The sequence below is a fragment of the Streptomyces sp. CA-106110 genome (genome assembly GCF_050936285.1).
Classification (GTDB): Bacteria; Actinomycetota; Actinomycetes; order Streptomycetales; family Streptomycetaceae; genus Streptomyces.
On record NZ_JBNJNB010000001.1, the window covers coordinates 10540963 to 10561378 of the forward strand.

General features: G+C 70.4%; 20 protein-coding genes, 1 pseudogene and 1 riboswitch. Of the genes and pseudogenes, 11 read left to right on the plus strand and 10 right to left on the minus strand.

All coding sequences use genetic code 11. The annotated features are described in order from the left end of the window. Nucleotides 1-45 precede the first annotated feature (45 nt). From ACQEXA_RS48665 to ACQEXA_RS48675, 3 genes are all read right to left on the minus strand, one after another. A complete protein-coding gene (locus ACQEXA_RS48665; protein ID WP_432923891.1) occupies nucleotides 46-1224 on the minus strand; it encodes an anhydro-N-acetylmuramic acid kinase in 1179 nt (392 codons plus the stop codon). An 85-nt stretch (nucleotides 1225-1309) separates the two neighbouring features. After that, nucleotides 1310-2896 (minus strand): sodium:solute symporter, encoded by a 1587-nt coding sequence (locus tag ACQEXA_RS48670; RefSeq protein ID WP_432923889.1) that lies wholly within the window; start codon nucleotides 2894-2896, stop codon nucleotides 1310-1312. An 8-nt stretch (nucleotides 2897-2904) separates the two neighbouring features. Beyond that, on the minus strand, nucleotides 2905-3906 hold the full coding sequence (locus ACQEXA_RS48675) for an N-acetylglucosamine kinase (protein WP_433133072.1): 1002 nt from the start codon (nucleotides 3904-3906) through the stop codon (nucleotides 2905-2907). A gap of 214 nt (nucleotides 3907-4120) precedes the next feature. Here ACQEXA_RS48675 and ACQEXA_RS48680 point away from each other — a divergent pair, with 214 nt between their 5' ends. The 3 genes from ACQEXA_RS48680 to ACQEXA_RS48690 all read left to right on the plus strand — a co-directional run bounded on the left by ACQEXA_RS48680 (nucleotide 4121) and on the right by ACQEXA_RS48690 (nucleotide 7625). Beyond that, the gene (locus ACQEXA_RS48680) at nucleotides 4121-5068 is read left to right on the plus strand and encodes a MurR/RpiR family transcriptional regulator (RefSeq protein ID WP_432923886.1); all 948 of its coding nucleotides are present in this window, start codon (nucleotides 4121-4123) and stop codon (nucleotides 5066-5068) included. A gap of 78 nt (nucleotides 5069-5146) precedes the next feature. Next, nucleotides 5147-6043: an N-acetylmuramic acid 6-phosphate etherase gene (gene murQ, locus ACQEXA_RS48685; protein ID WP_359391816.1), complete on the plus strand. Its 897-nt coding sequence runs from the start codon at nucleotides 5147-5149 to the stop codon at nucleotides 6041-6043. Between the two features lie 316 nt (nucleotides 6044-6359). After that, on the plus strand, nucleotides 6360-7625 hold the full coding sequence (locus ACQEXA_RS48690) for a DUF418 domain-containing protein (protein ID WP_432923884.1): 1266 nt from the start codon (nucleotides 6360-6362) through the stop codon (nucleotides 7623-7625). A 141-nt stretch (nucleotides 7626-7766) separates the two neighbouring features. On the opposite strand, the gene ACQEXA_RS48695 is transcribed toward ACQEXA_RS48690, so the two are convergent. The 4 genes from ACQEXA_RS48695 to ACQEXA_RS48710 all read right to left on the minus strand — a co-directional run bounded on the left by ACQEXA_RS48695 (nucleotide 7767) and on the right by ACQEXA_RS48710 (nucleotide 12053). Further along, nucleotides 7767-8690 (minus strand): hypothetical protein, encoded by a 924-nt coding sequence (locus ACQEXA_RS48695; protein WP_432923882.1) that lies wholly within the window; start codon nucleotides 8688-8690, stop codon nucleotides 7767-7769. Between the two features lie 105 nt (nucleotides 8691-8795). Further along, nucleotides 8796-9254 (minus strand): hypothetical protein, encoded by a 459-nt coding sequence (locus tag ACQEXA_RS48700; protein ID WP_432923880.1) that lies wholly within the window; start codon nucleotides 9252-9254, stop codon nucleotides 8796-8798. 139 nt (nucleotides 9255-9393) lie between these two features. Further along, nucleotides 9394-10674 (minus strand): MFS transporter, encoded by a 1281-nt coding sequence (locus ACQEXA_RS48705; protein WP_432923878.1) that lies wholly within the window; start codon nucleotides 10672-10674, stop codon nucleotides 9394-9396. Next, a complete protein-coding gene (locus tag ACQEXA_RS48710; RefSeq protein ID WP_432923876.1) occupies nucleotides 10671-12053 on the minus strand; it encodes an MBL fold metallo-hydrolase in 1383 nt (460 codons plus the stop codon). The genes ACQEXA_RS48705 and ACQEXA_RS48710 overlap by 4 nt, the downstream gene beginning before the upstream one ends. An 85-nt stretch (nucleotides 12054-12138) precedes the next feature. Here ACQEXA_RS48710 and ACQEXA_RS48715 point away from each other — a divergent pair, with 85 nt between their 5' ends. The 5 genes from ACQEXA_RS48715 (at nucleotide 12139) to ACQEXA_RS48735 (ending at nucleotide 16288) form a co-directional block, all read left to right on the plus strand. Beyond that, nucleotides 12139-12816, plus strand: coding sequence for an ArsR/SmtB family transcription factor (locus ACQEXA_RS48715; protein ID WP_432923874.1), 678 nt, complete (start codon nucleotides 12139-12141; stop codon nucleotides 12814-12816). Nucleotides 12817-13014: 198 nt separating this feature from the next. After that, nucleotides 13015-13578, plus strand: a complete 564-nt coding sequence (locus ACQEXA_RS48720) for a hypothetical protein (RefSeq protein WP_433133074.1) — start codon at nucleotides 13015-13017, stop codon at nucleotides 13576-13578. A 299-nt stretch (nucleotides 13579-13877) separates the two neighbouring features. Next, nucleotides 13878-14954, plus strand: coding sequence for an enoyl-CoA hydratase/isomerase family protein (locus ACQEXA_RS48725; RefSeq protein WP_433133076.1), 1077 nt, complete (start codon nucleotides 13878-13880; stop codon nucleotides 14952-14954). Between the two features lie 160 nt (nucleotides 14955-15114). Continuing rightward, a riboswitch (cobalamin riboswitch) is annotated at nucleotides 15115-15255 on the plus strand. A gap of 37 nt (nucleotides 15256-15292) precedes the next feature. Next, nucleotides 15293-15514 (plus strand): CbtB domain-containing protein, encoded by a 222-nt coding sequence (locus ACQEXA_RS48730; RefSeq protein WP_031170427.1) that lies wholly within the window; start codon nucleotides 15293-15295, stop codon nucleotides 15512-15514. A gap of 21 nt (nucleotides 15515-15535) precedes the next feature. Continuing rightward, nucleotides 15536-16288, plus strand: coding sequence for a CbtA family protein (locus ACQEXA_RS48735; protein ID WP_432923868.1), 753 nt, complete (start codon nucleotides 15536-15538; stop codon nucleotides 16286-16288). Between the two features lie 513 nt (nucleotides 16289-16801). Here the strand turns inward: ACQEXA_RS48735 and ACQEXA_RS48740 are convergent. Together ACQEXA_RS48740 and ACQEXA_RS48745 are read right to left on the minus strand one after the other, a co-directional pair. Next, nucleotides 16802-17452, minus strand: a complete 651-nt coding sequence (locus ACQEXA_RS48740) for a histidine phosphatase family protein (protein WP_432923866.1) — start codon at nucleotides 17450-17452, stop codon at nucleotides 16802-16804. Nucleotides 17453-17474: 22 nt separating this feature from the next. Then, nucleotides 17475-17897 (minus strand): annotated as a pseudogene (locus tag ACQEXA_RS48745) (DUF2083 domain-containing protein); the annotation flags it as partial. Nucleotides 17898-18213: 316 nt separating this feature from the next. On the opposite strand from ACQEXA_RS48745, the gene ACQEXA_RS48750 reads away from it, so the two are divergent. The 3 genes from ACQEXA_RS48750 to ACQEXA_RS48760 all read left to right on the plus strand — a co-directional run bounded on the left by ACQEXA_RS48750 (nucleotide 18214) and on the right by ACQEXA_RS48760 (nucleotide 19466). Next, the gene (locus tag ACQEXA_RS48750; protein WP_432923864.1) at nucleotides 18214-18579 is read left to right on the plus strand and encodes a DUF4440 domain-containing protein; all 366 of its coding nucleotides are present in this window, start codon (nucleotides 18214-18216) and stop codon (nucleotides 18577-18579) included. 134 nt (nucleotides 18580-18713) lie between these two features. Next, a complete protein-coding gene (locus tag ACQEXA_RS48755) occupies nucleotides 18714-19103 on the plus strand; it encodes a hypothetical protein (RefSeq protein ID WP_433133078.1) in 390 nt (129 codons plus the stop codon). A 57-nt stretch (nucleotides 19104-19160) separates the two neighbouring features. Further along, on the plus strand, nucleotides 19161-19466 hold the full coding sequence (locus tag ACQEXA_RS48760) for a hypothetical protein (RefSeq protein ID WP_433133080.1): 306 nt from the start codon (nucleotides 19161-19163) through the stop codon (nucleotides 19464-19466). A gap of 242 nt (nucleotides 19467-19708) precedes the next feature. Here ACQEXA_RS48760 and ACQEXA_RS48765 read toward each other — a convergent pair whose 3' ends face one another. Further along, a complete protein-coding gene (locus ACQEXA_RS48765) occupies nucleotides 19709-20347 on the minus strand; it encodes an HD domain-containing protein (protein WP_359391900.1) in 639 nt (212 codons plus the stop codon). Between the last annotated feature and the right edge of the window lie 69 nt (nucleotides 20348-20416).

Sequence of the window (20416 nt, forward strand, 5' to 3'; positions counted from 1 at the left end):
GGTACTGGTTCCTCGGTACGGGACTGGTTCCTCGTTACGGGGCGGTCAGTGGACGGGGGCCGGGATCCGCAGCAGGCGCGGCGGCACCGCGGCCGGCTCGGGCAGACGCAGCGGCGACAGGCCGGGGGTGATGCTCCCCAGCAGCGCGGCACGCCGCGCACCGGTGCCCGACGGAAGGGCGCCCGGCAGACCGTTCACGGTGAGGAAGCCCAGCACGGCGAACGCCAGCGCCTCCTTCGCGTCCGACGGCAGACCGAGATCGTCGCTGGGGCGCAGCGCCACGCCGGGCAGCTCTTCGGCGATCATGCGCATCAACACAGGATTGCGCACACCGCCGCCGGAGACCACAAGGCTCGTGACACCGTGCGCCCGGCAGGCGTCCGCCACCGTGACGGCGGTCAGCCTGGAAAGCGTGGCCAGGACGTCGTTCGTGTCGGGCGTGGGCACCGCGGCCAGCGCCCGCAGCAGATACGGCAGGTGGAAGTGCTCCTTGCCGGTGCTCTTGGGTGCGGGCCTGCGGTAGTACGGATCGTCCAGCAGGGCCGCGAGCAGTTCGGCGCTGACGCGGCCGGCACCTGCCCGGCGGCCGTCCTCGTCGTAGGAGGCGGCGCCGTCGGTGAAGTGGCGTACGGCGGCGTCCAGCAGTGCGTTGGCGGGACCGGTGTCGAAAGCCACAGGTTCGGCGCCCGGCGCGACGACCGTGACGTTGGCGATGCCGCCGAGGTTGAGTGCCGCCGGGACCCCCGGCAGCCCTCGCAGGAGCAGGGTGTCGGTCATGCCGACCAGCGGGGCTCCCTGCCCGCCCGCGGCCACGTCCCGGCTGCGCAGATCGGACACGACCGGGAGTCCGGTGGCCTCGGCGATCCAGGCGGGCTGGCCCAGTTGCAGGGTGCCGCGGACCGTGCCGTCCTCCACCCAGTGGTGCATGGTCTGGCCGTGCGACACCACCAGATCGGCGGCGCCGGCGCACAGCTTGCTCAGGGCGCGCTGGGCGGCGCCGGCGAAGACCTGCCCGATTTCGGTGTCCAGCGTGCACACGGCCTGGGTGGTGGTGGCCGCGGGCGGCAGCGTGGCGGCGATCAGGTCGCGCAGTTCGTCCGGGTAGGGGACGCTCAGGTGGCCGAGCGGCCGCATGAGCAGGGCATCGCCGTCCAGAGTGAGGTCGGCGGCCGCCGCCTCGATGGCGTCGTACGAGGTGCCCGACATCAGGCCGATCACGCGCATGGCTTCTCCCGGTGAGGATCGTGGGACGGACGGATGGCCGGGGTGCGGGGCCGCCTCCGGTGAGCGGCCCCGCACCCCGTGCCCGTCACTCCCGGCCGGCGCCCGCCACCAGGCGGCCCGACCCGGAACCGGACTCCGGCTCGCCGCCGGACACGGCGACCTCGTTCACCTCGGGCACCTGCGGCGCGCGGTGGAACAGGCTCATCACACCGCCCACGACCAGCGTGATCACCACACCGATGGGCACGAGCCACTGGGCCGCGATCGCGGTGGGCACCGTCGCACCGGCCACCGTCACGTCGATCTTGACCGAGCGCACGATGTAGGTCATCACCCCGACCGTCACCAGGAAGGCCACGATCGAGTCGACCTCGTTGGCCCGCTTGACCAGCCGCCCGAGCAGGAACGCGCCGAGCAGAGCGCCGTAGGTGTAGCCCGCGATCGTCAGACCGGTCAGGTACACATTGCCCGTGCTGGTGCTGAACGCGCACGCGAAGACGGCCATGAGCACCGCCCACACCAGCGTCATCACCCGGGCGAGCTTGAGCAGCGACTCCTCCGAGGGGGTGCTGCGGAAGAAGCTGTGGATGATGTCCGCGACCGTCGAGTTCGACATGGAGTTCAGCGCCGAGGACAGGGAGCCCATCGCGGCGCCGAGGATGCCGGCCACGAGCAGGCCGGAGATCACCACGGGCAGCCCGTGCAGGATGAAGTTCGGGTAGAGGTTGTCGGCGCTGGCCAGGCCCAGCTGCTTGAAGTCCTTGCCCTGGTTGTACGACCACAGCAGCGCGCCGACCAGGGAGAAGGCGGCGAACTGGAGGGTGACGAAGACACCGGAGGCGATCATGGCCTTCTGGCCGTCACGCAGCGAGCGGGTGGCCAGGACGCGCTGGACGATCAGCTGGTCGGAGCCGTGGCTGGCCATCGCGAAGATGGCGCCGCCGATGATCGCGGTGGGCAGGGCGAACGGGCTGGTGAGGACGTGTGCCAGGTCGAAGTTGGCGTCGAAGAGCTTGAAGTGGCCCGAGTGCAGGGCGTTCGCGAAACCGTCGCCGCCCACATGACCGGACAGCACCGCTATGGCGAGGATCGCGCCGCCCAGGTACAGGCCCATCTGAATGGCGTCGGTCCAGATGACCGCCTTGATACCGCCGAGGTAGGTGTAGACGACGGTGATCACCGTGAGCACGATGATGATGACCCGGTAGTCGGCGTGCACGCCGAACTCGTCCAGCAGCAGCTTGATCGGGATGGCGGAAGCGAACAGCCGCACACCCTCGGCCAGGAGGCGAGTGAAGACGAAGGTGACCGAGGCGAGCCCCTGCAGCTTCAGACCGAATCTGTCGCCCAGGTATTGGTAGGCGCTGACGAACCCGCCGCGCTTGTACAGCGGGATCAGCACCGTTGCGACGACGACGCGGCCGATCACGTAGCCCAGGGCGAGTTCGACGTTGCCGAAGCCCTGTCCGCTGTACGCGCCGCCGGGCACGCTGATGACGGTGAGCACGCTGGTCTCGGTGGCCACCACGGAGAAGGACACGGTCCACCAGGGCATATGGCCCTCGCCGACGAAGTAGTCCTTCGACGTCTTCTGCCGTCCGGCCAGTCGCAGTCCGATCATGGCGATCGCGACCAGATAGACGACGACCACGACAAGGTCGAGTTGGCGCACGCTCACTCCTAAGCAACAGCCGGCGGGGATACCGGCGCAGAGGGGACAGGGGATGGGGGCGTCGTCCGGCGTACGCGGACGAGCAGGGGTTCGTGCGGAAGGGTGGTGTCCAGCGCCAGCAGGCGCGCACCGTCCAGCGGGTCCCCCAGCGGGGGTCGCAGGCTCAGTGGGGGCGCCGCCGTGGCGAGCGCCGTTCGAAGGGGTGCCATGAGCGGTTCCCCGAGGCCGGTCAGACCGCCGGTGACGGTGACAGGCAGTTCGCCGTCGCCGCCGATCCGGCGGGCGGCCGCGAGCACGGCCTCCGCGAGGGCGGCGGCCGCGTCCCGGACGATCGCGGAGGCGGCGACGTCACCCGCGGCGGCGGCGCGAGCCACCTCCGGGGCGAAGGAAGCGGCGGTGCGGGCGGGGTTCCCGTCACCGGTGATCGCGGACGGCAGCTTGTCCAGGTCACCGAACCGCCTGGCCGTAGCGGCCAGCAGCGCGGTGTCAGGGCCCCGTCCGTCGTGCGCCCGCAGTGCGGCCTGCAGTCCGGCCGCACCGATCCAGGCCCCGCTGCCCGCGTCGCCGAGCCAGGGACCCCAGCCGTCGACCCGGGCGTACGTCCCGTCGTCGCCGATGCCGATGGCCACCGCACCGGTGCCGATCGCCAGCACCACGCCGGTACGGCCCCCCAGGGCGCCCGCGTGGGCGGTGACCGCGTCACTGGTGACGGCCACCTCGTCGGTGGGCAGATCCGCAAGAAGCAGGGCGGCCAGCTCGCGGGCCGCCTCCGGTGCGGCGGCCGCTCCCGCGGCGCCCACACAGACCGCCGCCAGGCGATGCGACGGCTCCCGTTCCAGGAGCGGCAGGACGGCGGCGCACACGGAGTTGCGGGCCGCGGCCACTCCGTGGTCGGCGGCGAGCCCGGGGGCTCCGGGCACCTCGTGGACGTCGTGGGCGGGGCCGTCACCGCTCCACAGCACGGCACGGCAGCCGGTTTTGCCCAGGTCCACCGCAACTGCTGCTGTCATGGGGCACGCCTTCGTGTCTCCAGGGATCCGGCTCGTCGGGCGGTCACGGCACTGGTGGAATGCCGGCGACCGGCGCGGATCGCGGTCCAGCGAGTATCGGAAGGTCGACCTCCGAATGTCAATAAGTAACTTCACGCAAGTTTCCGCGTAAGTTTTTGACGCGCCACCGAGGCGTGGTTAATGTGTCGCCCACCCACTCAGGAGGGAACGTTCCATGGCCCGCCAGGAAACACCCAGCGCAACGGACCGGTCGGCGGAGGACACAGCCGCCACCGGGATCCTGGCGCGCATCCGGGCCGCACTGCCGACCCTGGCCCCCTCGGAGCGCCGGGTGGCCGACGCCGTCCTCGCCGATCCGGCGCAGGCGTCGGAGCTGTCCATCAGCGCCCTCGGCGAGCGTGCCGACACCTCGGTGGCCACGGTGATGCGCTTCTGCCGCGCCATGGGCATAGCCAACTATCCGCAACTGCGGCTCGCGCTCGCGGCGGCCGCCGCCCGTGAGTACGCCCTCGGCGGCGAACGCCCGGCGCCCGGCACCGACATCAGCGCCACCGACACGCTGGACGAGATCGTCAGCAAGATCATCTACAACGAGGTGCGCGCCCTCGAGGACTCCGGTGCCGGGCTGGACGTCGAGGTGCTGGGCCGGGCGGTGGACGCCGTGGCGGAAGCCCGGCGCATCGACATCTTCGGTGTCGGCGCCAGCGCATTCGTCGGCCAGGACCTGCACCAGAAGCTGCACCGGATCGGCTACATGGCCTTCATCTGGACCGACCGGCACGCCGCCCTCACCGCCGCCGCTCTCCTTGAGCCCGGCGACGTCGCCCTTGCCATCTCCCACTCCGGGGAGACCGAGGACACCGTCGAGCCCCTTCAGGCCGCCGCCGAACGCGGCGCCACCACCATCGCCCTCACCAACGTGCCGCGCTCCACCCTCGCGAAGAGCGCGGACCTCGTGCTGACGACCTGTGCCCGGGAGACTCCCTTCCGCTCCGGCGCGACCGTCAGCCGCATCGCACAGCTCGCACTCATCGACTGCCTCTTCGTCGGCGTGGCGCAACGTTCCTTCGACGCGACCACCGCCGCGCTGGAAAAGACCTACGGGGCGGTCCAGCGCCGCAGACGGCCGCGGCCGCAGCGGCGCACACCGGCCGACGACTGACCGCCGACCCGCCCCGGCCCCCGCTCAGCCCCCTAGAGCACCACCCTTGAGCACCACCCTTGAAAGGACGACCGCGCCGTGGACCTCAGCACCCTTGGCACCGAGACCCGCAACGAGCGGACCGCCGAGCTGGACCGTATGCCGGTCTCCGAACTGCTCTCGGTCATGAACGCCGAGGACCAGACCGTCGCACTCACCGTGCGCGACGCCCTCCCGGAGATCGGGTCCGCCGTCGAGGCGATCACCGAGTCGCTGCGGCGGGGCGGACGGCTGATCTACATCGGCGCCGGCACCAGCGGCCGCATCGGCCTGCTCGACGCCGTCGAGTGCCCGCCCACCTTCGGCACCTCCCCCGAGCAGGTGGTGGGCCTGCTCTCGGGCGGCCCGGGTGCCTTTGTCGTGGCGGTCGAAGGGGCCGAGGACGAGCCCGCGAGGGCGGTCGCCGACCTCGACGAGATCGGCGTGAACGACCGGGACACGGTCGTCGGACTCGCCGCGAGCGGCCGTACCCCCTATGTCGTCGGCGGCCTGAAGCACGCCGCGGCCAAGGGCGCCGTCACGGTGTCGGTCGCCTGCAACCGCGACGCGGTCGTCAGCCGCTACGCCGACATCCCGATCGAGGTCCCCACCGGCCCCGAGATCCTCACCGGCTCGACCCGGCTCAAGGGCGGCACCGCCGAGAAGATGGTCTGCAACATGCTCTCGACCGCCTCGATGGTGCGCATCGGGAAGGTCTACGGGAACCTGATGGTCGACGTCCGGGCCAGCAACGACAAGCTCGTCGACCGCGCCCGCCGCATGGTCGTCCAGGCCACCGATGCCGACCCCGACACCGCCGCCGAGGCCCTGCGGGCGGCCGACGGCCACGCCAAGACAGCCATCGTGATGCTCCTCACCCACAGCACCGCCCAGGAGGCGGCCCTGGCCCTGAAGAAGGCCGACGGGGACACCCGTACCGCCGTCGCAGGCCTCTGACTCGGGGTTGCGGACTGCTCGGCACTGCGTTGACATGGCCGTGTGACGGTACGGTGCGCAGAGTGCGTCGTGTCGCCGATGCCGGAGGGGGCGAGTCTCGCGGCCAGGAGCACCGGGAACCGTCGCGCTCCGTCCGTCGTATGCAGGCGTCGGATGCGTACCGCGTGTAGCCGTCAGTGGCGGTTCGGATGCGCCTCCCCGCCGGTCGGCGTCAGAGTTCCCGCCGGTAGGCCGGGAAAGGTCCAGCCGATCGGCGGGGTGCTTCCGGAAAGCTGCCGGAGTGGCTGAGGCGGCGTCACCGTAAACCCTTGGGCACATGACGCAGAACGTATTGTCGGTCGCGCCGGCAGAAGCGCCAAGCCGGCTCGAGACGGATCGCTCCTCCTCCGCCTCAGCCGGCACTTCTTCGACTGCCCGACTGATCGGTATCGACCTGGCCCGTGGGCTCGCGGTCTTCGGCATGTACGCCGCACACGTCGGCCCCGACGTGACGGTGGGCGGGCCGGTCGGGTTCCTGCTGGAGCTGGCGCGGGGTCGCTCCTCCGCCCTCTTCGCGGTGCTCGCCGGGTTCTCACTGATCATCATCACCGGCCGTCCGCATCCTCGGACCGGGCGCTCCGGCCGACAGGCGATGGGCAGGATCGTGACCCGCTCCGTCATCCTGGCGGCGCTCGGCTATGCCCTGACCGCACTGGACACCTCGATCGAGGTGATCCTCAGCTTCTACGCGGTGCTCTTCGTGGCCGTCCTCCCGCTGTACCGGCTGCGCGCACGGACGCTGGCGTTCATCGCCGCCGGGGGCGCGCTCCTCATGCCCCCGGTTCTGTACGCGATACAGAGGTCGATCCAGGACGGGCACTGGGCGCACGCCGTCGTGGCCCGGGACCCGCTGGCCCACATCACCGGCACGGACGGCGTCGTCGAGTTGCTGTTCACGGGGTCGTATCCGGTTCTCACCTGGATGCCGTTCCTGATCGCGGGCATGGCCTTGGCCCGACTCGACCTCGCCCGGACCGACATCCGGTCCCGGCTCGCTCCGACCGGCGGGGCGCTGGCCGTGCTCGGCTACGGCGGGTCCTGGCTGGCCCTGCACCTGGTCCCGCACGCCCTCACCACCGTCGCGGCCGCCGCGGACGGCGGTTCGGCGTCGTCTGCGTGGTGTTCCGACATCGTCGGCGATCCCGAGGGCCACACTCCGCTCGCATGGCTGCTGGTGGGCGCACCGCACAGCGAGACGACCTTCTCCATCGTCGGCAACACCGGCGTCGCCATCATGGTGATGGCCGCGTGCCTGACCGTCGCCGCCAGGATGCCGCGCGTCACACGCCTCGCCACACCCGTCGCGGCGGTCGGCATGATGGCGCTGACCGTCTACGTCCTGCACATCATCGCCCTCTGGTTCTTCACCGAGGTCTGGTACGTGCCCCTGGTCGAGGACGGCACCATGTCCGCGCTGCCGGTGCTGCTCGGCTTCATCGGTGCCGCCGCGCTCCTGGCGACCGTCTGGATGCGCCTGTTCCGGCGTGGCCCCATGGAGCACCTGCTGCACATGGCCTGCCGGCCCGCACGGCACATCAAGTGAGGCAGCCGCGGTGCGGGGTCAGGATGGGCCGCGGGTCGGTGCGCACGAGGGGTGCGGGCGGGCCGCGGCCATGAAATGACCGGGGCTGCGCCGCCCGCCGACACCTTCGACCGCGGTGTCGGCGGGCGGCGCGTTTCGGCGTCAGGCGACGTGCAAGGTCAGCGCAGCGGTGTGAAGCCTGCCGCCGGTCTGGAACTGCACGAACAGCCGCCAGTTGCCGGCGGTGGGCAGTGCGGCGTGGAAGGACAGCTCCGGTCCGCCTTGATCACCGTTGACCTCGGTGGTGGGGTGGAGATGGGCGAAGGCGGCGTCGCCTTCGTGGAAGGCCGTCAGGTGGGCGTAGGTCTCCAGGTAGGGCTGGAGGTCGGTGACGGGCTTGCCGTCCTTCGTGATGCGTGCGGTCAGCGGATGCGCCATGCCGGCCATCGGCTTGCCTTCGAGGGTGACCGTGTACCCGTCCGCCTTCGCGCTGCCGGCCGCAGCGGGCAGCGGGATCTTCGGGGCGGACCCGGGGACCGTGACGGTCCGGCTGAGGACCAGGTCCTTGCCCTTGGCGCTTCCACTGGCGGGAACGAACGAAGTGAACATGCGCCATGAGCCCGGCGTGAGGGAGGACAGATCCGCGGTCCAGATGCCGTCGGAGGCCATCGCCGGGTGCAGGTGCTGGAAGCCGGTCAGGTCGGAGCGGACGGCGTAGAAGTGCATCCGCTTGGTCTGGTCGAGTGCGAAGTCGGTGACCGGCGTGCCGTCCGGGCCGTCGACCGTGAACCGGTAGGGGGTCCGCTTGCCGCTGTCGAGGGTGCTGTCGGGGCTGGTGAGGCGGTAGCCGTCCTTGGCGTCAGACAGGCCGTTGCCGTCCGCTGCGGGGTTCATTCCGGGCATGTCGCCCATCGGGCTACTGGACTCGGTCGAGGGGGTCACGGACGGCATGGTGCTGTGGTTCATGCCGGGCATGGCGGAGTCGTCGGAGGAGCCGCAGGCCGTCAGTGTCATGGCGAGAGCGGCTGCGGTGCCGGCCGCGAGCAGGACTCGGCGGCGGACCGTGGAACGGGTGGTGGCGAACATCGCTTGAGTGTCTTTCCGGGTGGCGCACCACTCCGGGTGGCACGCGAGGTGAGCAGGACGCTGGAGCCGGAGACCGCTGGTTAGCGGATTCCGGCGCAGGTCCGGTCACGTCCGCGCGATGCACACCTGTAGGAGAAGATCGCGTCCGCCCGGTGGGCCGCGCCGACCGGTGCCACCCGGGCTCCATGCGCGCTGCAGGATCCAGGCCGCCAGGACGGTGGGGGTGACGACGGCAACGAGTGGGGCGGTGGGCAGGGGGATCTGGTTCTGGGCGGGAATGGCGACGCAGAGATCCCCGTGACTACGCATGTCGTCGGCAGGCTCGGCCTGGGCGTCATCCGGCTCCGCCGGCATGGCGTGGGCCGATGCCATCGAGGAGGCATGGGGCTCGTACATCGGGAGAGTGGCGCGCATCTGGCCGTGGCAGCCGTCAGCTGCCGCGGTCGGGGCACCGTGCATGAGGAACAGGCCGAACAGCACCGCGCACAACGCCGACAGCCGGGCGATGCCCGGGCCGCGAGTGCGTCGGCTCCCCATCGTGGCCTCTTCCCTTCTGCGTGCCATGCCCGTCCTCTGTCGCAAAGGCAAGATACCCGGCGGGGGTACTGTCCGCATGTGCTGCAGCCCCCGTATGGCGGTGTGAACCACCGCCGTATGAGGCAGCGGCCTGTGCTCATCCCGACCAGAGCGGTGGCGGGGGTGCTCACCGAACCGGCCGGTGCTCCGTGATCCAGCGGGAGGCGAGGAGGCCCGAGCCGGCGGTGAGGACGGCGGCTGCGACGACGGTGGCGTTGAGACCGAGGGTGTCGGCGAGGACGCCGGCCACCAGAGCCCCCACCGCGTAGCCCGTGTCGCGCCAGAACCGGTAGGTGCCCAGCGCGTTGGCCCGCCAGGTGGGGTGGGCGTGATCGGATATGGAAGCGATCAGCGCGGGGTAGACCATCGCGGTGCCGATGCCGAGAACGACGGCGGACGCGATGCCCGCGAGCAGCGGGGTCTTGAGCAGGGCCAGGGCGAGGACGAAACCGCAGGCCTGGACGAGCATGCCGTGGACGATCAGTCGTTTGCGGCCGATGCGGTCGGCGAGATGGCCGGTGGGAATCTGCCCGATGCCCCACAGGATGGGGTAGAGGCCCTTGATCAGGCCGACGGCGGCGAGGCCGAGGCCGTGGTCGGTGAACAGCAGGGGGAAGACGCCCCAGGTGAGGCCGTCGTTGAGGTTGTTGACCAGACCGGCCTGGCTGGCCCCGCGCAGGGAGCGGTTGTGCCAGGAGGTACGGGCGAAAGTGGCGGCCAGGCCGCTGTCCTCACCGCTGGGAACGGGCCTGGTGTGCTGGGCGAGTTCGAGGGCGACATGGGCGGCGGTGTCGCGGACGACGAGGGACAGCGCGAGTCCGGCGGCGACGAAGACGACGCCGATGAGCTCGGGCGTGGGGCGCAGGCCGTAGGCGGTGGCCAGGTAGCCGGTGATCAGGGCGGTGGCGCCGACGGCGGTGTAACCGGCGGCTTCGTTGAGACCGGTGGCCAGACCACGGCGCGCGGGACCCACGAGGTCGATCTTCATATTGACGGTCATCGACCACGTCAGGCCCTGGTTGAGGCCGAGCAGGACGTTCGCGGCGACGATCCAGCCCCAGGACGGCGCCCAGGCGAGGGCGAAGGGGACGGGGATGCCGATCAGCCAACCCGTGACGAGGAGTTGCTTGCGGCGGAAGCGGGCGGTCAGCGCGCCGGCGGCGAGGTTGGTCAAGGCCTTGGTGACGCCGAAGGCGATGATGAAGGCGAAGACGGCCAGGTCGCTGGTCAGGCCGAAGACGTTTGCGCCGATCAACGGGACGGTGGTGCGCTCCAGGCCGACCAGGCCGCCGACGCAGACATTGACGATGACCAGCAGGGTGAATTGGAGCCAGTTCTCCCGCAGCCCCAGGCGGATCGGCTGGCCCGACGCGTCGGCCGGAGTGGTGGTTGCGGGGCTGGCGTTCACGCGCTGATGCCCTGGGCGAGCTGCCGGCCGTGGGCCGCCGCGTAGTCCGCCGGTCCGCCGTCGAGAACGGCGATGTCGGAGTGGCCTGCGCGTTCGAGGAGACTGGCGGCGGTCATGGCCCGCTCGCCGTGGCCGCAGGCCACGACCGGCCCCTGGGGGGCGTCGTCGGTGCGAGCGATGAGCCCGCCGAGCTCGATGTGCACGGCACCGGGCACGTGTCCGGCGGCGAACTCCGCGTCCTGCCGCACGTCGACGTAGGGGCGGTTCTCGGCATGGTCGGCGGTGACGAACGCGGTGGAGGCCTGCTGGTTGCCGTCGTCCAGCCAGGCGGTCATGCCGCCGGCCAGCCGTCCGGCGAGGCGCTCATAGCCGATCTTGTACGCCTGCCAGACGATCTCGTTGAGGTCCTGGTCCTCGCCGGTCACGAAGGCGAGCGGGACGGTGTCGGGCAGGAGCCAGCCCAGCCAGGTGGCGAACTGGCCGCGCAGCGGGATGGACAGGGAGCCGGGGATGTGGCCGGCCGCGTAGTCGGCCGCAGGGCGCACGTCGACCACCTGACCGCCGTCGGCCAGCAGCGACTTGAACTGCCCGACGTCGAGGGCGGCCAGCACCGGGGCGGAGGTGATGACCGAGGGGCCGAGCCGGTTGGCCTCGGCGAGCCGGGCGAAGTAGTCCGGGTAACTGCCGAGGCCGGCCACCAGCCGGCGTACGAAGGTTTCCTCGTCCGGGGCGCCCAGCAGTGGATTCGTCTGCTTCTGCCTGCCGATCGTGGAGATGCGCTCCACGCCGCCCACGGTGGAGCAGAAGGACCCGGCCCCGTGGGTGGGCCAGACCGCGACGTTGTCCGGCAGCGCGGCGAGGCGCCTGAGCGAGCGGTACTGGGCCCGGGCGAGTTCCTCGGTACGGCCGGCGCCGAGCAGATCGGTGCGGGCGGCGGAGTTCACGATCAGTGAGCCGCCGGTGAACACCCCGAGCGCCACGTCCCCGTCCAGCAACAGGAACGCCACATGCTCTTCCGTGTGGCCGGGTGTGGCCAGGGCCCGCAGTGTCAGGCCGCCCAGGTCGACCTCGTCGCCGTCGGCCAGACCGAGGTGCGCGAAAGCCCGGTGCCCTGCGGCGGAGGCCAGCACGGTGGCCCCGTGGTCGTGACCGAGCTGGACGGCGCCGGAGAGGAAGTCCGCATGCAGGTGCGTGTCCGCGGCGTACGCCACTGCCAGGCCGCGCCGCTCGGCGGCCTCGCGCAGGGCACGCAGATCGCGGCTCGCGTCCACCGCCAGGGCGCGGCCGTCGCCGAGGTCGACGAGGTAGGCGCTGTTGCCGAGCCCGGTGTCGATCAGTGGTATCAGGTGGTCGTCGGCGAAGCCCATCAGGTCCTCCAAGGTCCGGATGCGAGGGGCGTGGTCGGCGTTGTGGTCACCGCGCCCACCTTCACTTACACTATTCCATGGATTTATGGAGGATCGCATGGCGGGAACCACCACGGCCGGTACGAAGTCGCACCTGTACGACGCGTTCGCGGCCAGCGGCAAGGCGCTGGCCAGCGGAAAACGCCTGGAGCTGATCGACCTGCTGGCCCAGGGCGAGCGCACCGTCGATGCCCTGGCCAAGGCCGCCGGGCTGAACCTGACGACGGCCTCGGCGCATCTGCAGACCCTGAAACAGGCCGGATTCGTCGCCACCCGCCGCGAGGGGGTGCGCATTTACTACCGGCTCGCCGGCCACGACGTGGCCCAGCTGTTCGCGCTGCTGCGCAAGGTCGCCGAAGCCCACCAGGCCGCTGTGCCCGCGGCGCGTGACGCCTACCTCGGCGAGGACGGCGCGGTGGAGGTCACCCACGAGGAACTGTGCGCCCGCACGGCGGCCGGGGACGTGGTGGTGCTCGACGTACGGCCGGTGGAGGAGTACATGGCCGGGCACATCCCGGGTGCGGTGTCCATCCCGGTCGGGGAACTGGCCGACCGGATCAACGAGTTGCCCGAGGAGACGGAGATCGTCGTCTACTGCCGCGGTGAGTACTGCGTGCTCGCCTACGACGCGGTGCGGCTGCTGACCGATCTCGGACGGCGGGCCGTCCGCCTCAACGACGGCATGCTCGAGTGGCGCCTGGCCGACCTGCCCGTCGACGCCGGCGCCCCGGCATGACGCGGATCCTGACTCGGCCTCAGCTGTCGCGGAGACGCGGCCAGAACCCGTAGCCGGCCGGTGCCATCACCTCGGCGGGCCATCCCGTCCGCCGTCCCGAACCCGTCCGCAGAGGTGATCTCGGCAGAGGACTGTCACACAGAGACGACATCAGCCGTCAGGGCACAGGAGGGTCTGCGTCTCACAAGGGAGTGTGCGATGAGGAGTGCCACGCTGGTGAAGGCCACGCGATACGTGAGCCTGCTGTGCTGCGGGATGCTGGCGGGGGTCGCCGTCACCGTGCTCTTTCTGGAACTGGCGCTCCGACGGCTGAACGGCCCGGCGTACGTCCGCGTACGCCAGGTGGAGTTCACCTTCTTCACCTGGTACATCGGGGCCATCACCGTACCGACCCTTGTCGCCGTGGCCGTACTTGTCATCTACGCGCGCAAGGCGCAGAGCCCCATCCTGCGGCCGGCGGCCATCGCCCTCGGGCTGCTCCTGCTGGCCCTGCTGGCCCTGCTGGTCACGCTCGCGGTCAACGGTCCCATCAACGTGGAGGAACTGGGCTGGAACGTCCAGGCTCCCCCTGCGGACTGGGCACACGACGTGACCGCTGGCAGATCGCTCACGCGGTACGGACCGCCGCGATCGTCCTCGCACTCGGCTACCTCAGTGCCGCGATCCTGGACCGCCCGGCTCCCGACGGGCGTTCGCTGCGCCAGGCGTCGTAGCCGAGCTCCCGCCGCCCAGGCCGGCGATCTGACCCGGCTGGGCGGGTGAGCGCGCCGGCCACGCTCGTCCTCGGGCAGATGCGCCGACCTTCAGCCGTCGAGTCACAGACAGTCGCGCTCACTACTCGCACGCCGACGGGAACAACCAAGTTCCGACCTGCCTCTTCTCTGCGATCACAGGCAGACGACGATGCTTCGTCACACACGCCGCGCAGGTAGGCCCCGCGCCCATCGGCCCAGGCCGGGCGCCTAGACTCGCGGCGCCAGTGCATTCCCGAGGGCAGCGCCAGAAGGAACCGACAAGATCATGCGCGTGACCGTGGCCCGTGGCCTGACGGAGGACTTCGGATGACCGGCGCCGAGGAACCCGTCCTCCTCCACACCGCAGGGCGGGCCGCCCACATCACTCTCAACAGGCCGAAGGCCCTCAACGCGCTGTCCCACGCGATGGTGCGGCGCATCGACGAGGCTTTGAAGGCCTGGAAAGACGACCCGGCCGTCGAGACCGTGGTCATCACGGGGGCGGGGGAGCGCGGCCTGTGCGCGGGCGGCGACATCCGCGCCGTCCACGGCGACGCCCGCGACGGTGACGGCACCGCCACGGCCGCCTTCTGGCGCGACGAGTACCACCTCAACGCCCGTATCGCCCGCTACCCCAAGTCATACGTCGCCGTCATGGACGGCATCGTCATGGGTGGCGGTGTCGGCATCTCCGCGCACGGCAGCGTCCGGGTCGTCACCGAGCGGTCGAGGGTCGCCATGCCCGAGACCGGTATCGGCTTCGCCCCCGACATCGGCGGCACCTACCTGCTCGCCCTCGCCCCTGGCGAACTGGGCACGCACCTCGCACTGACCGGCGCGCAGATCGGTGCCGCCGACGCCCTGCTGTGCGGGCTCGCCGACCACTACATGCCGTCCGCCGCTCTCCGGCACTTCGTCGCCGATCTCGCCGAGATGCCCGTGGAGCAGGCGGTCGCCCGGCATGTGCAGCCGTCGCCCCCAGGGGAGTTGGCAGGACGCCGTGAGTGGATCGACGCCTGCTACGCCGCCGACCGGGTCGAGGAGATCGTGCAGCGGCTGTTCGCCCACGGCGACCCGGCCGCGAAGGACACGGCGGAGACGCTGCTCACCAAGTCACCGACCGCCCTGAAGGTCACCCTGGCCGCCATCCGCCGTGCTCGGCGGCTCGGCGCGCTGGAGCCCGTCCTCGACCAGGAGTACCGCGTCTCCTGCGCGGCCCTGAACTCTCCCGACCTGGTGGAGGGCATCCGCGCCCAGATCATCGACAAGGACCGCAACCCGCGCTGGTCGCCGGCGACCCTCGGCGAGGTCACGGACGCCGACGTCGAGCGCTTCTTCACCCCTCTCGGCGAGCACGAGTTGGGACTTGCCGGACCCAACTCAGTTCCGAAGGAGGCCTGGTGAAGCGAACCATCGCGTTCCTCGGACCCCGACACAGAGGCGTTCCCTGCGACGAGATCGGCCGCTCGGCCCGCCCGAGCGGCCGCCACCGCTGACATCCGACGGACCGGCCACCCGCCGCGAGAGGAAGATCACGCCAGGTGGCGCGGTCTTGGCCGGGTACCCGTCACGCGGTACGGTCGGTCCGATATCGACGACGGCGAGACGGAAGCCGGTGGGAATCCGGCACGGTCGCGCCACTGTATGCGAGACGCCTCGTGAGGCGTTTCGTGAGTCAGACCCGTGGCTGTCGTCCAGTGCACCACCGAGATGGGACGCGAACTCCCAGAGGAGGTTCTGCCATGGCGCAGACCGTCGCCCAGCCGACAGCCACCACCCCCGTCGTTCCCGCCACGCTGCCGCTGAAGGCGATAGCTCCCTGGGCGGTCTTCTTCGGCATCCTGATGCTGGTCCTGCTCTACTTCGTCGGCGCCGAGCAGGGCGCCACCTCCGTGTTCAACGGCACGGACGTCCACGAGTGGGTGCACGACGCCCGCCACCTGCTCGGCTTCCCCTGCCACTGACGCGAGGGACGCCGCACGCTCATGAACTCCGCAACAGTAAGAAACCTCCTGGTACGAGGCATGCTCGCCGGCCTGGCCGCCGGTGTGCTCGCCCTGGTCGCCGCCTATCTGCTCGGTGAGCCGAACGTCGACAAGGCGATCAGCTTCGAGGAGGCCCACTCCCACGAGCACGAGATGGAAGTCGTCTCCCGCTCGCTGCAGTCCACCGCCGGTCTCGCCACCGGCGTCCTGGTCTACGGGGTCGCCTTCGGCGGTATCGCCGCGCTCGCGTACTGCTTCGCGCTCGGCCGGATCGGCCGCTTCAGCCCGCGGGCGACCGCGCTGCTGCTGTCGGGCTGCGCGCTGCTCGCCGTGTACGTCGTGCCGTTCCTGAAGTACCCGGCCAATCCGCCGTCGGTGGGCAACCCCGACACCATCGGCAAGCGGACCACCCTGTACTTCCTGATGATGGTGCTCAGCATCCTCCTCGCGGTCGCTGCCACCATCCTGGGCAAGCGACTGGCACCCCGTCTGGGCACCTGGTGGGCGACCGTGGTGGCCGTGGCCGGCTTCGCCGTGGTGATCGGGTTGGCCTACGAGTTCCTGCCGGCCATCAACGAGGTACCGAAGGACTTCCCCGCCACCCTGCTGTGGCGGTTCCGTCTCTCGGCCCTCGCCATCCAGGCTGTCCTCTGGGGCGGATTCGGCCTGCTCTTCGGCGAGTTGGCCGAGCGGCAGCTGAATCCCAAGCCCGCGACAGCCCCGTCCGGGCGGACGGTTCCCGCCTCGCACTGACGGTCTTGGGACACGAGAGGGCCCTTCGGAACCATCCGGGGGCCCTCTCGCGTTTCCCGGGCACCGACGCGATCGGATCACGGGCAGGGCACAGAACACCGACCGATGAGGCAGGCACCGCCAAGCCGTGGAGCGGATGAACCGAGTGGCCAGACACCCTCAGCCGCGCCGCATCACCCTCGGGGGCCATGAGGCGGTCGCCCTCACCGTCGAGGAGTACGAGCAACTGATCGCCAGCCGACGGCAGATCGGCGGCCAGAGCGCCCGGGTGCGTGTGCTCGCCCAGCAGGCGAAGCGGACCGAACAGCTCCTGCGGGAACTGGAAACGCTGGTCCAGGACCCGATGGACTGCCACGAGCAGGACGGTGGGGTGCCGCCGGAGTGCCCGGCGCCCTGTCCCGCGGGCCGAGCCGCGGAGTGGGACGAGGGAACCGACTGCCTGCGCTGCGCGATAGCGGCGCTGCTGCGCCGCCACCGGACCGCGGCCTTCCGAACCACGGCGTCCGCCCCGCCTCAGCGCACCGAAGCAGTGCCCGACGCGGCGACAGAGGCGATGTCCGAAGCCGGGCCAGACACCGTGTCAGCTGTGGTGCCCGACGCTCCCAGAGGCTGTCCGAGCCGCAGGTTCCACCGGCCGGCCCGCCCGCTGAGCTCCGTGGCCGTCAACGGCGGCACGTCCAGCCGCCAGAAGGAAGCCGGGGGCAGGCCCAGAACATGGACGACCGCGGCCCGTACGACCTCCGGCTCGACGACGGCAACGGTACGACCGTCCGTGTCCTGCGCGGTGTCCAGCCAGCGCCCGACCCGCTCGCACACGTCCCGCACCGATTCTCCGCCGTGTCCTGCCCAGTCGGCGTCGGCGAGCCAGTGGCCCACTCCCTCCGGTTCGGCGGCCGCCACCTCCTCAAGAGTGCGGCCTCGCCAGCGGCCCACATCCAGGGCCCCCAGCTCCGCCGTCTCCACGCCGTCGAGGCCGAGCGACGACGCCGTCTCCCGGCAGCGCACGCTCGGGGAGGTCAGCACACGGACGGGCGAGGGCAGCGACCCGGCCACCGAACGGGCGCGGGCCGCCCCGATGTCGTCGATCGAATCGCCGTCATAGAAGCGGGCGTGCCGCAGCGATGGGCTCGTCGCGGGCGAGACGAAGGTGACGCGGCTGGTCACGTGCCTGTTCCTCCTGCGCTTGTCATGGGGTGCGGGTCTCCACAGGGTACGGAACGTATGTACGCCGGTCAGGGTCGATGGCCAGCCGTCCGCCGGCCGGCGGACGGGCCCGCTGTGCACAGTCGCGGCGCTCGCAGATCCGGCAGCCCAGGCCGATGGGCGTCGCCGCCCGGGGGTCGTCCAGGGCGATTCCCTCGGCGTAGACGAGCCGGTGGGCGTGCCGCAGCTCGCACCCGAGGGCCACGGCGAACTCGGCGCGCGGGGCGTGGTGGCCGTATCCGCCGCGGGTGAGGGTCCGCGCGACCCAGAAGTACCTTTTCCCGTCCGGCATCTCCGCCACCTGCGTCAAGATCCGGCCCGGTGCGGAGAAGGCCTCGTACACCGTCCACAGCGGACATGTGCCGCCCATACGGGAGAAGCGGAAGTCGGTGGCCGACTGCCGCGCACCTCTGGATGCCGCGTCGCCACGGAGAGCGATGAGGTCGTATTCATCCGTGAAGCTCAAATCTCCTCTCGCCCGCCCTGGAACTTCTCCCTGGTGGCGCGGCCGACATCCCGACGACGGATGGTGCGGTCCGCTCGCTCTCAGCTGATCACCGCCCCTCCACACGGGCCCATCGGGTGACTCTCCCTACGGCGATGGACGTGTGGTCGGTGCGGTCACTCGACCCGCGAGTCTTTTTTACAGCGCCCCGGGTGCCGTGGCTCGCGACGGGTGATCTTCGTTGTACGCCGGCGAGAAGGGCTCGTAGGGTTCCGGCATGACCGACGAGAGCGAGCGGGCGGTGGAAGCAGCCATAGAGGCAGAAATGCGGCTGCTCGATCCTGAGGTGCGTGCTTCTCCCGCGCTTGTGCTGGAGCTCTTGGATCCGGAGTTCACCGAGTTCGGAGCGTCGGGACGCCGGTGGGACGTGGAGTCCATCCTGGCGGTCACGAGCGCCGGAACGGTGTCCCCGGAGTCTCCGGTGAAGGTCAGTGAGATGACCGGGGTCGTCCTTGCTCCCGGCATCGTGCATCTGACGTACCTCGCCGACAACCAAGGGCGTCGGGCCTGGCGAAGCTCCTTGTGGCGGCTGACGGCAACGGGCTGGCGCATGTACTTCCACCAGGGGACTTTGACCAGCTGAGGCGAGACAGTTCCGCGGCCCCGGGCCGACCGAGGCCGCACCATTGCCCCACAGCCCGAGACATCTCTTGTCGTCGACGGGTCAAGTCGAGACACGGAGGCGACGATGAAGTCGGGCTGGTGGTGGCTCCATGCGTGGGCGAGGAAGGCGGTAGCGTCCTGGCCATGCCGGATGGTCCTGACGTGTCAGTGGTGCTGGTGGGCGGAGTGCAGACTCAGTCCCAAGCCCTGGACTTCGTGCAGTGGTTCGCCGACGCCTGGGCGGGCCGCCCACTGCAACGGGAAGACGGTTGCGCTGAAGAGGAGTTGGCGGCCGCAGAAGCTGATCTGGGCTTTGAACTGCCGGCTGCCTTGCGGGAGGGCTACACCCTCTTCGGCCGTCGGGACGACCTCACCCGACAGCAGGACCCACTGGTCCGGCCGACCGGTCTCTACGTTGATGACGCCTTGAACGGCATCCTGGTCTTCCGGCGTGAGAACCAGGACTGCGCCTACTGGGGGATCCCCCTGACAGAGATCGAGTAGGACGACCCACCCGTAGTGGTGGAATCACACGGGGGCTGGATCCCCTTTCTCGATCGGATGTCCTTGGCATGGGTGGAGCTCGTGCTGAGCGAGTCGCTCTTCGGCTCGGACAGTCATTACGACGCCTGCGAGTTGCCGGACGCGCTGCTGCCGAGCCTTCACGAGCGCTACGCCCGAGTGGACCTGCCTGACCATCCCATGTGGGCCAGCGAGGACGACTCGCCCGTGCGCTGGTACTCAGCGCCCGGTCGGCTGGTGCGCCGAGACGGGATCCAGGACCGGTCCTGGATCCACGCGCGTGGGCGTACGGCTGCCGATCTTGAAATCGTGCGCAAGGACCTGCCCGGCCGCTGGGTCCGCTGAAGCCGGGCTCGCCCGTCGATTCAGCGGGCTGGCACCTCATGCAGGTCGGACCGGCGACTACGCGCCCAAGAAGCGGTGCTCATGCCGTCAGTGTGCCCTCGCCCACTGACAACGCTCGCGGCGGGCACATCGACGTCCAGGACGAGAAGGGCTCGGGGCCGGCAGTCACGGGACAGCCATGAGCGCTTCCCGTGCCCGGCGGTCTTGGGGGCACCAGGCGGGTGCCCCGAGTCATCTTGTAATTACTCCGGCCACGCCGAGTTCTGAATCACCTCGACGAAGTCGATGTGCCGGTAACCGGGAACGAAATGCTCCAGTACATCGGCGTTGACAGTGCCGAAGGTGGTGTCCGGACGATCCTTGAAACCGTCCGTGAACGCCTGGAGGATTTGGTTCTTGAAATCGGGGCGGGGGTGAGCCTTCGTCACTTCGGCGATGTCCGCCTCGCTGAGATTGTCCAGGCGCATTCCGAGGACATCCGTCTCGACGCCCGCGGTGGTCGCCGCAATCTCCGGTGCCATCTTCCACGGGACCTCAGGAGTGGTGTGCAGGGCGATGGCGGTCCATGCCAGATCGGCGTCCGAGGCGGAGTAGCCGTGCTTCAGCAGGAACGCACGGGCCTGGTCGGCGCCGTCGAGTTCGAACCGCTGGTCATCGCTGCGGTAGGGCGGCACCAGGCCCGTGTCATGGAACAGCGCAGCGACGTACAGCAGTTCCGGATCGGGCTTCAGACCCAGCTTGCGGGCCTGGAGGCTGCCGAAGATGAACACCCGCCGCGAGTGGTTGAAAATCAGAGGAGTGGTCGTCTCCCTGATCAGGGCGGTTGCATCGGTGACAACGGGAGTGTCGGGAATCGTGACGCCAGCGATGATCTCGCTCATGAGGGACTCCAATCGGTTCTGTGATCGGTGGCGATGTATGTATCCAGGGTCTCCCCATTCCGCGATCCC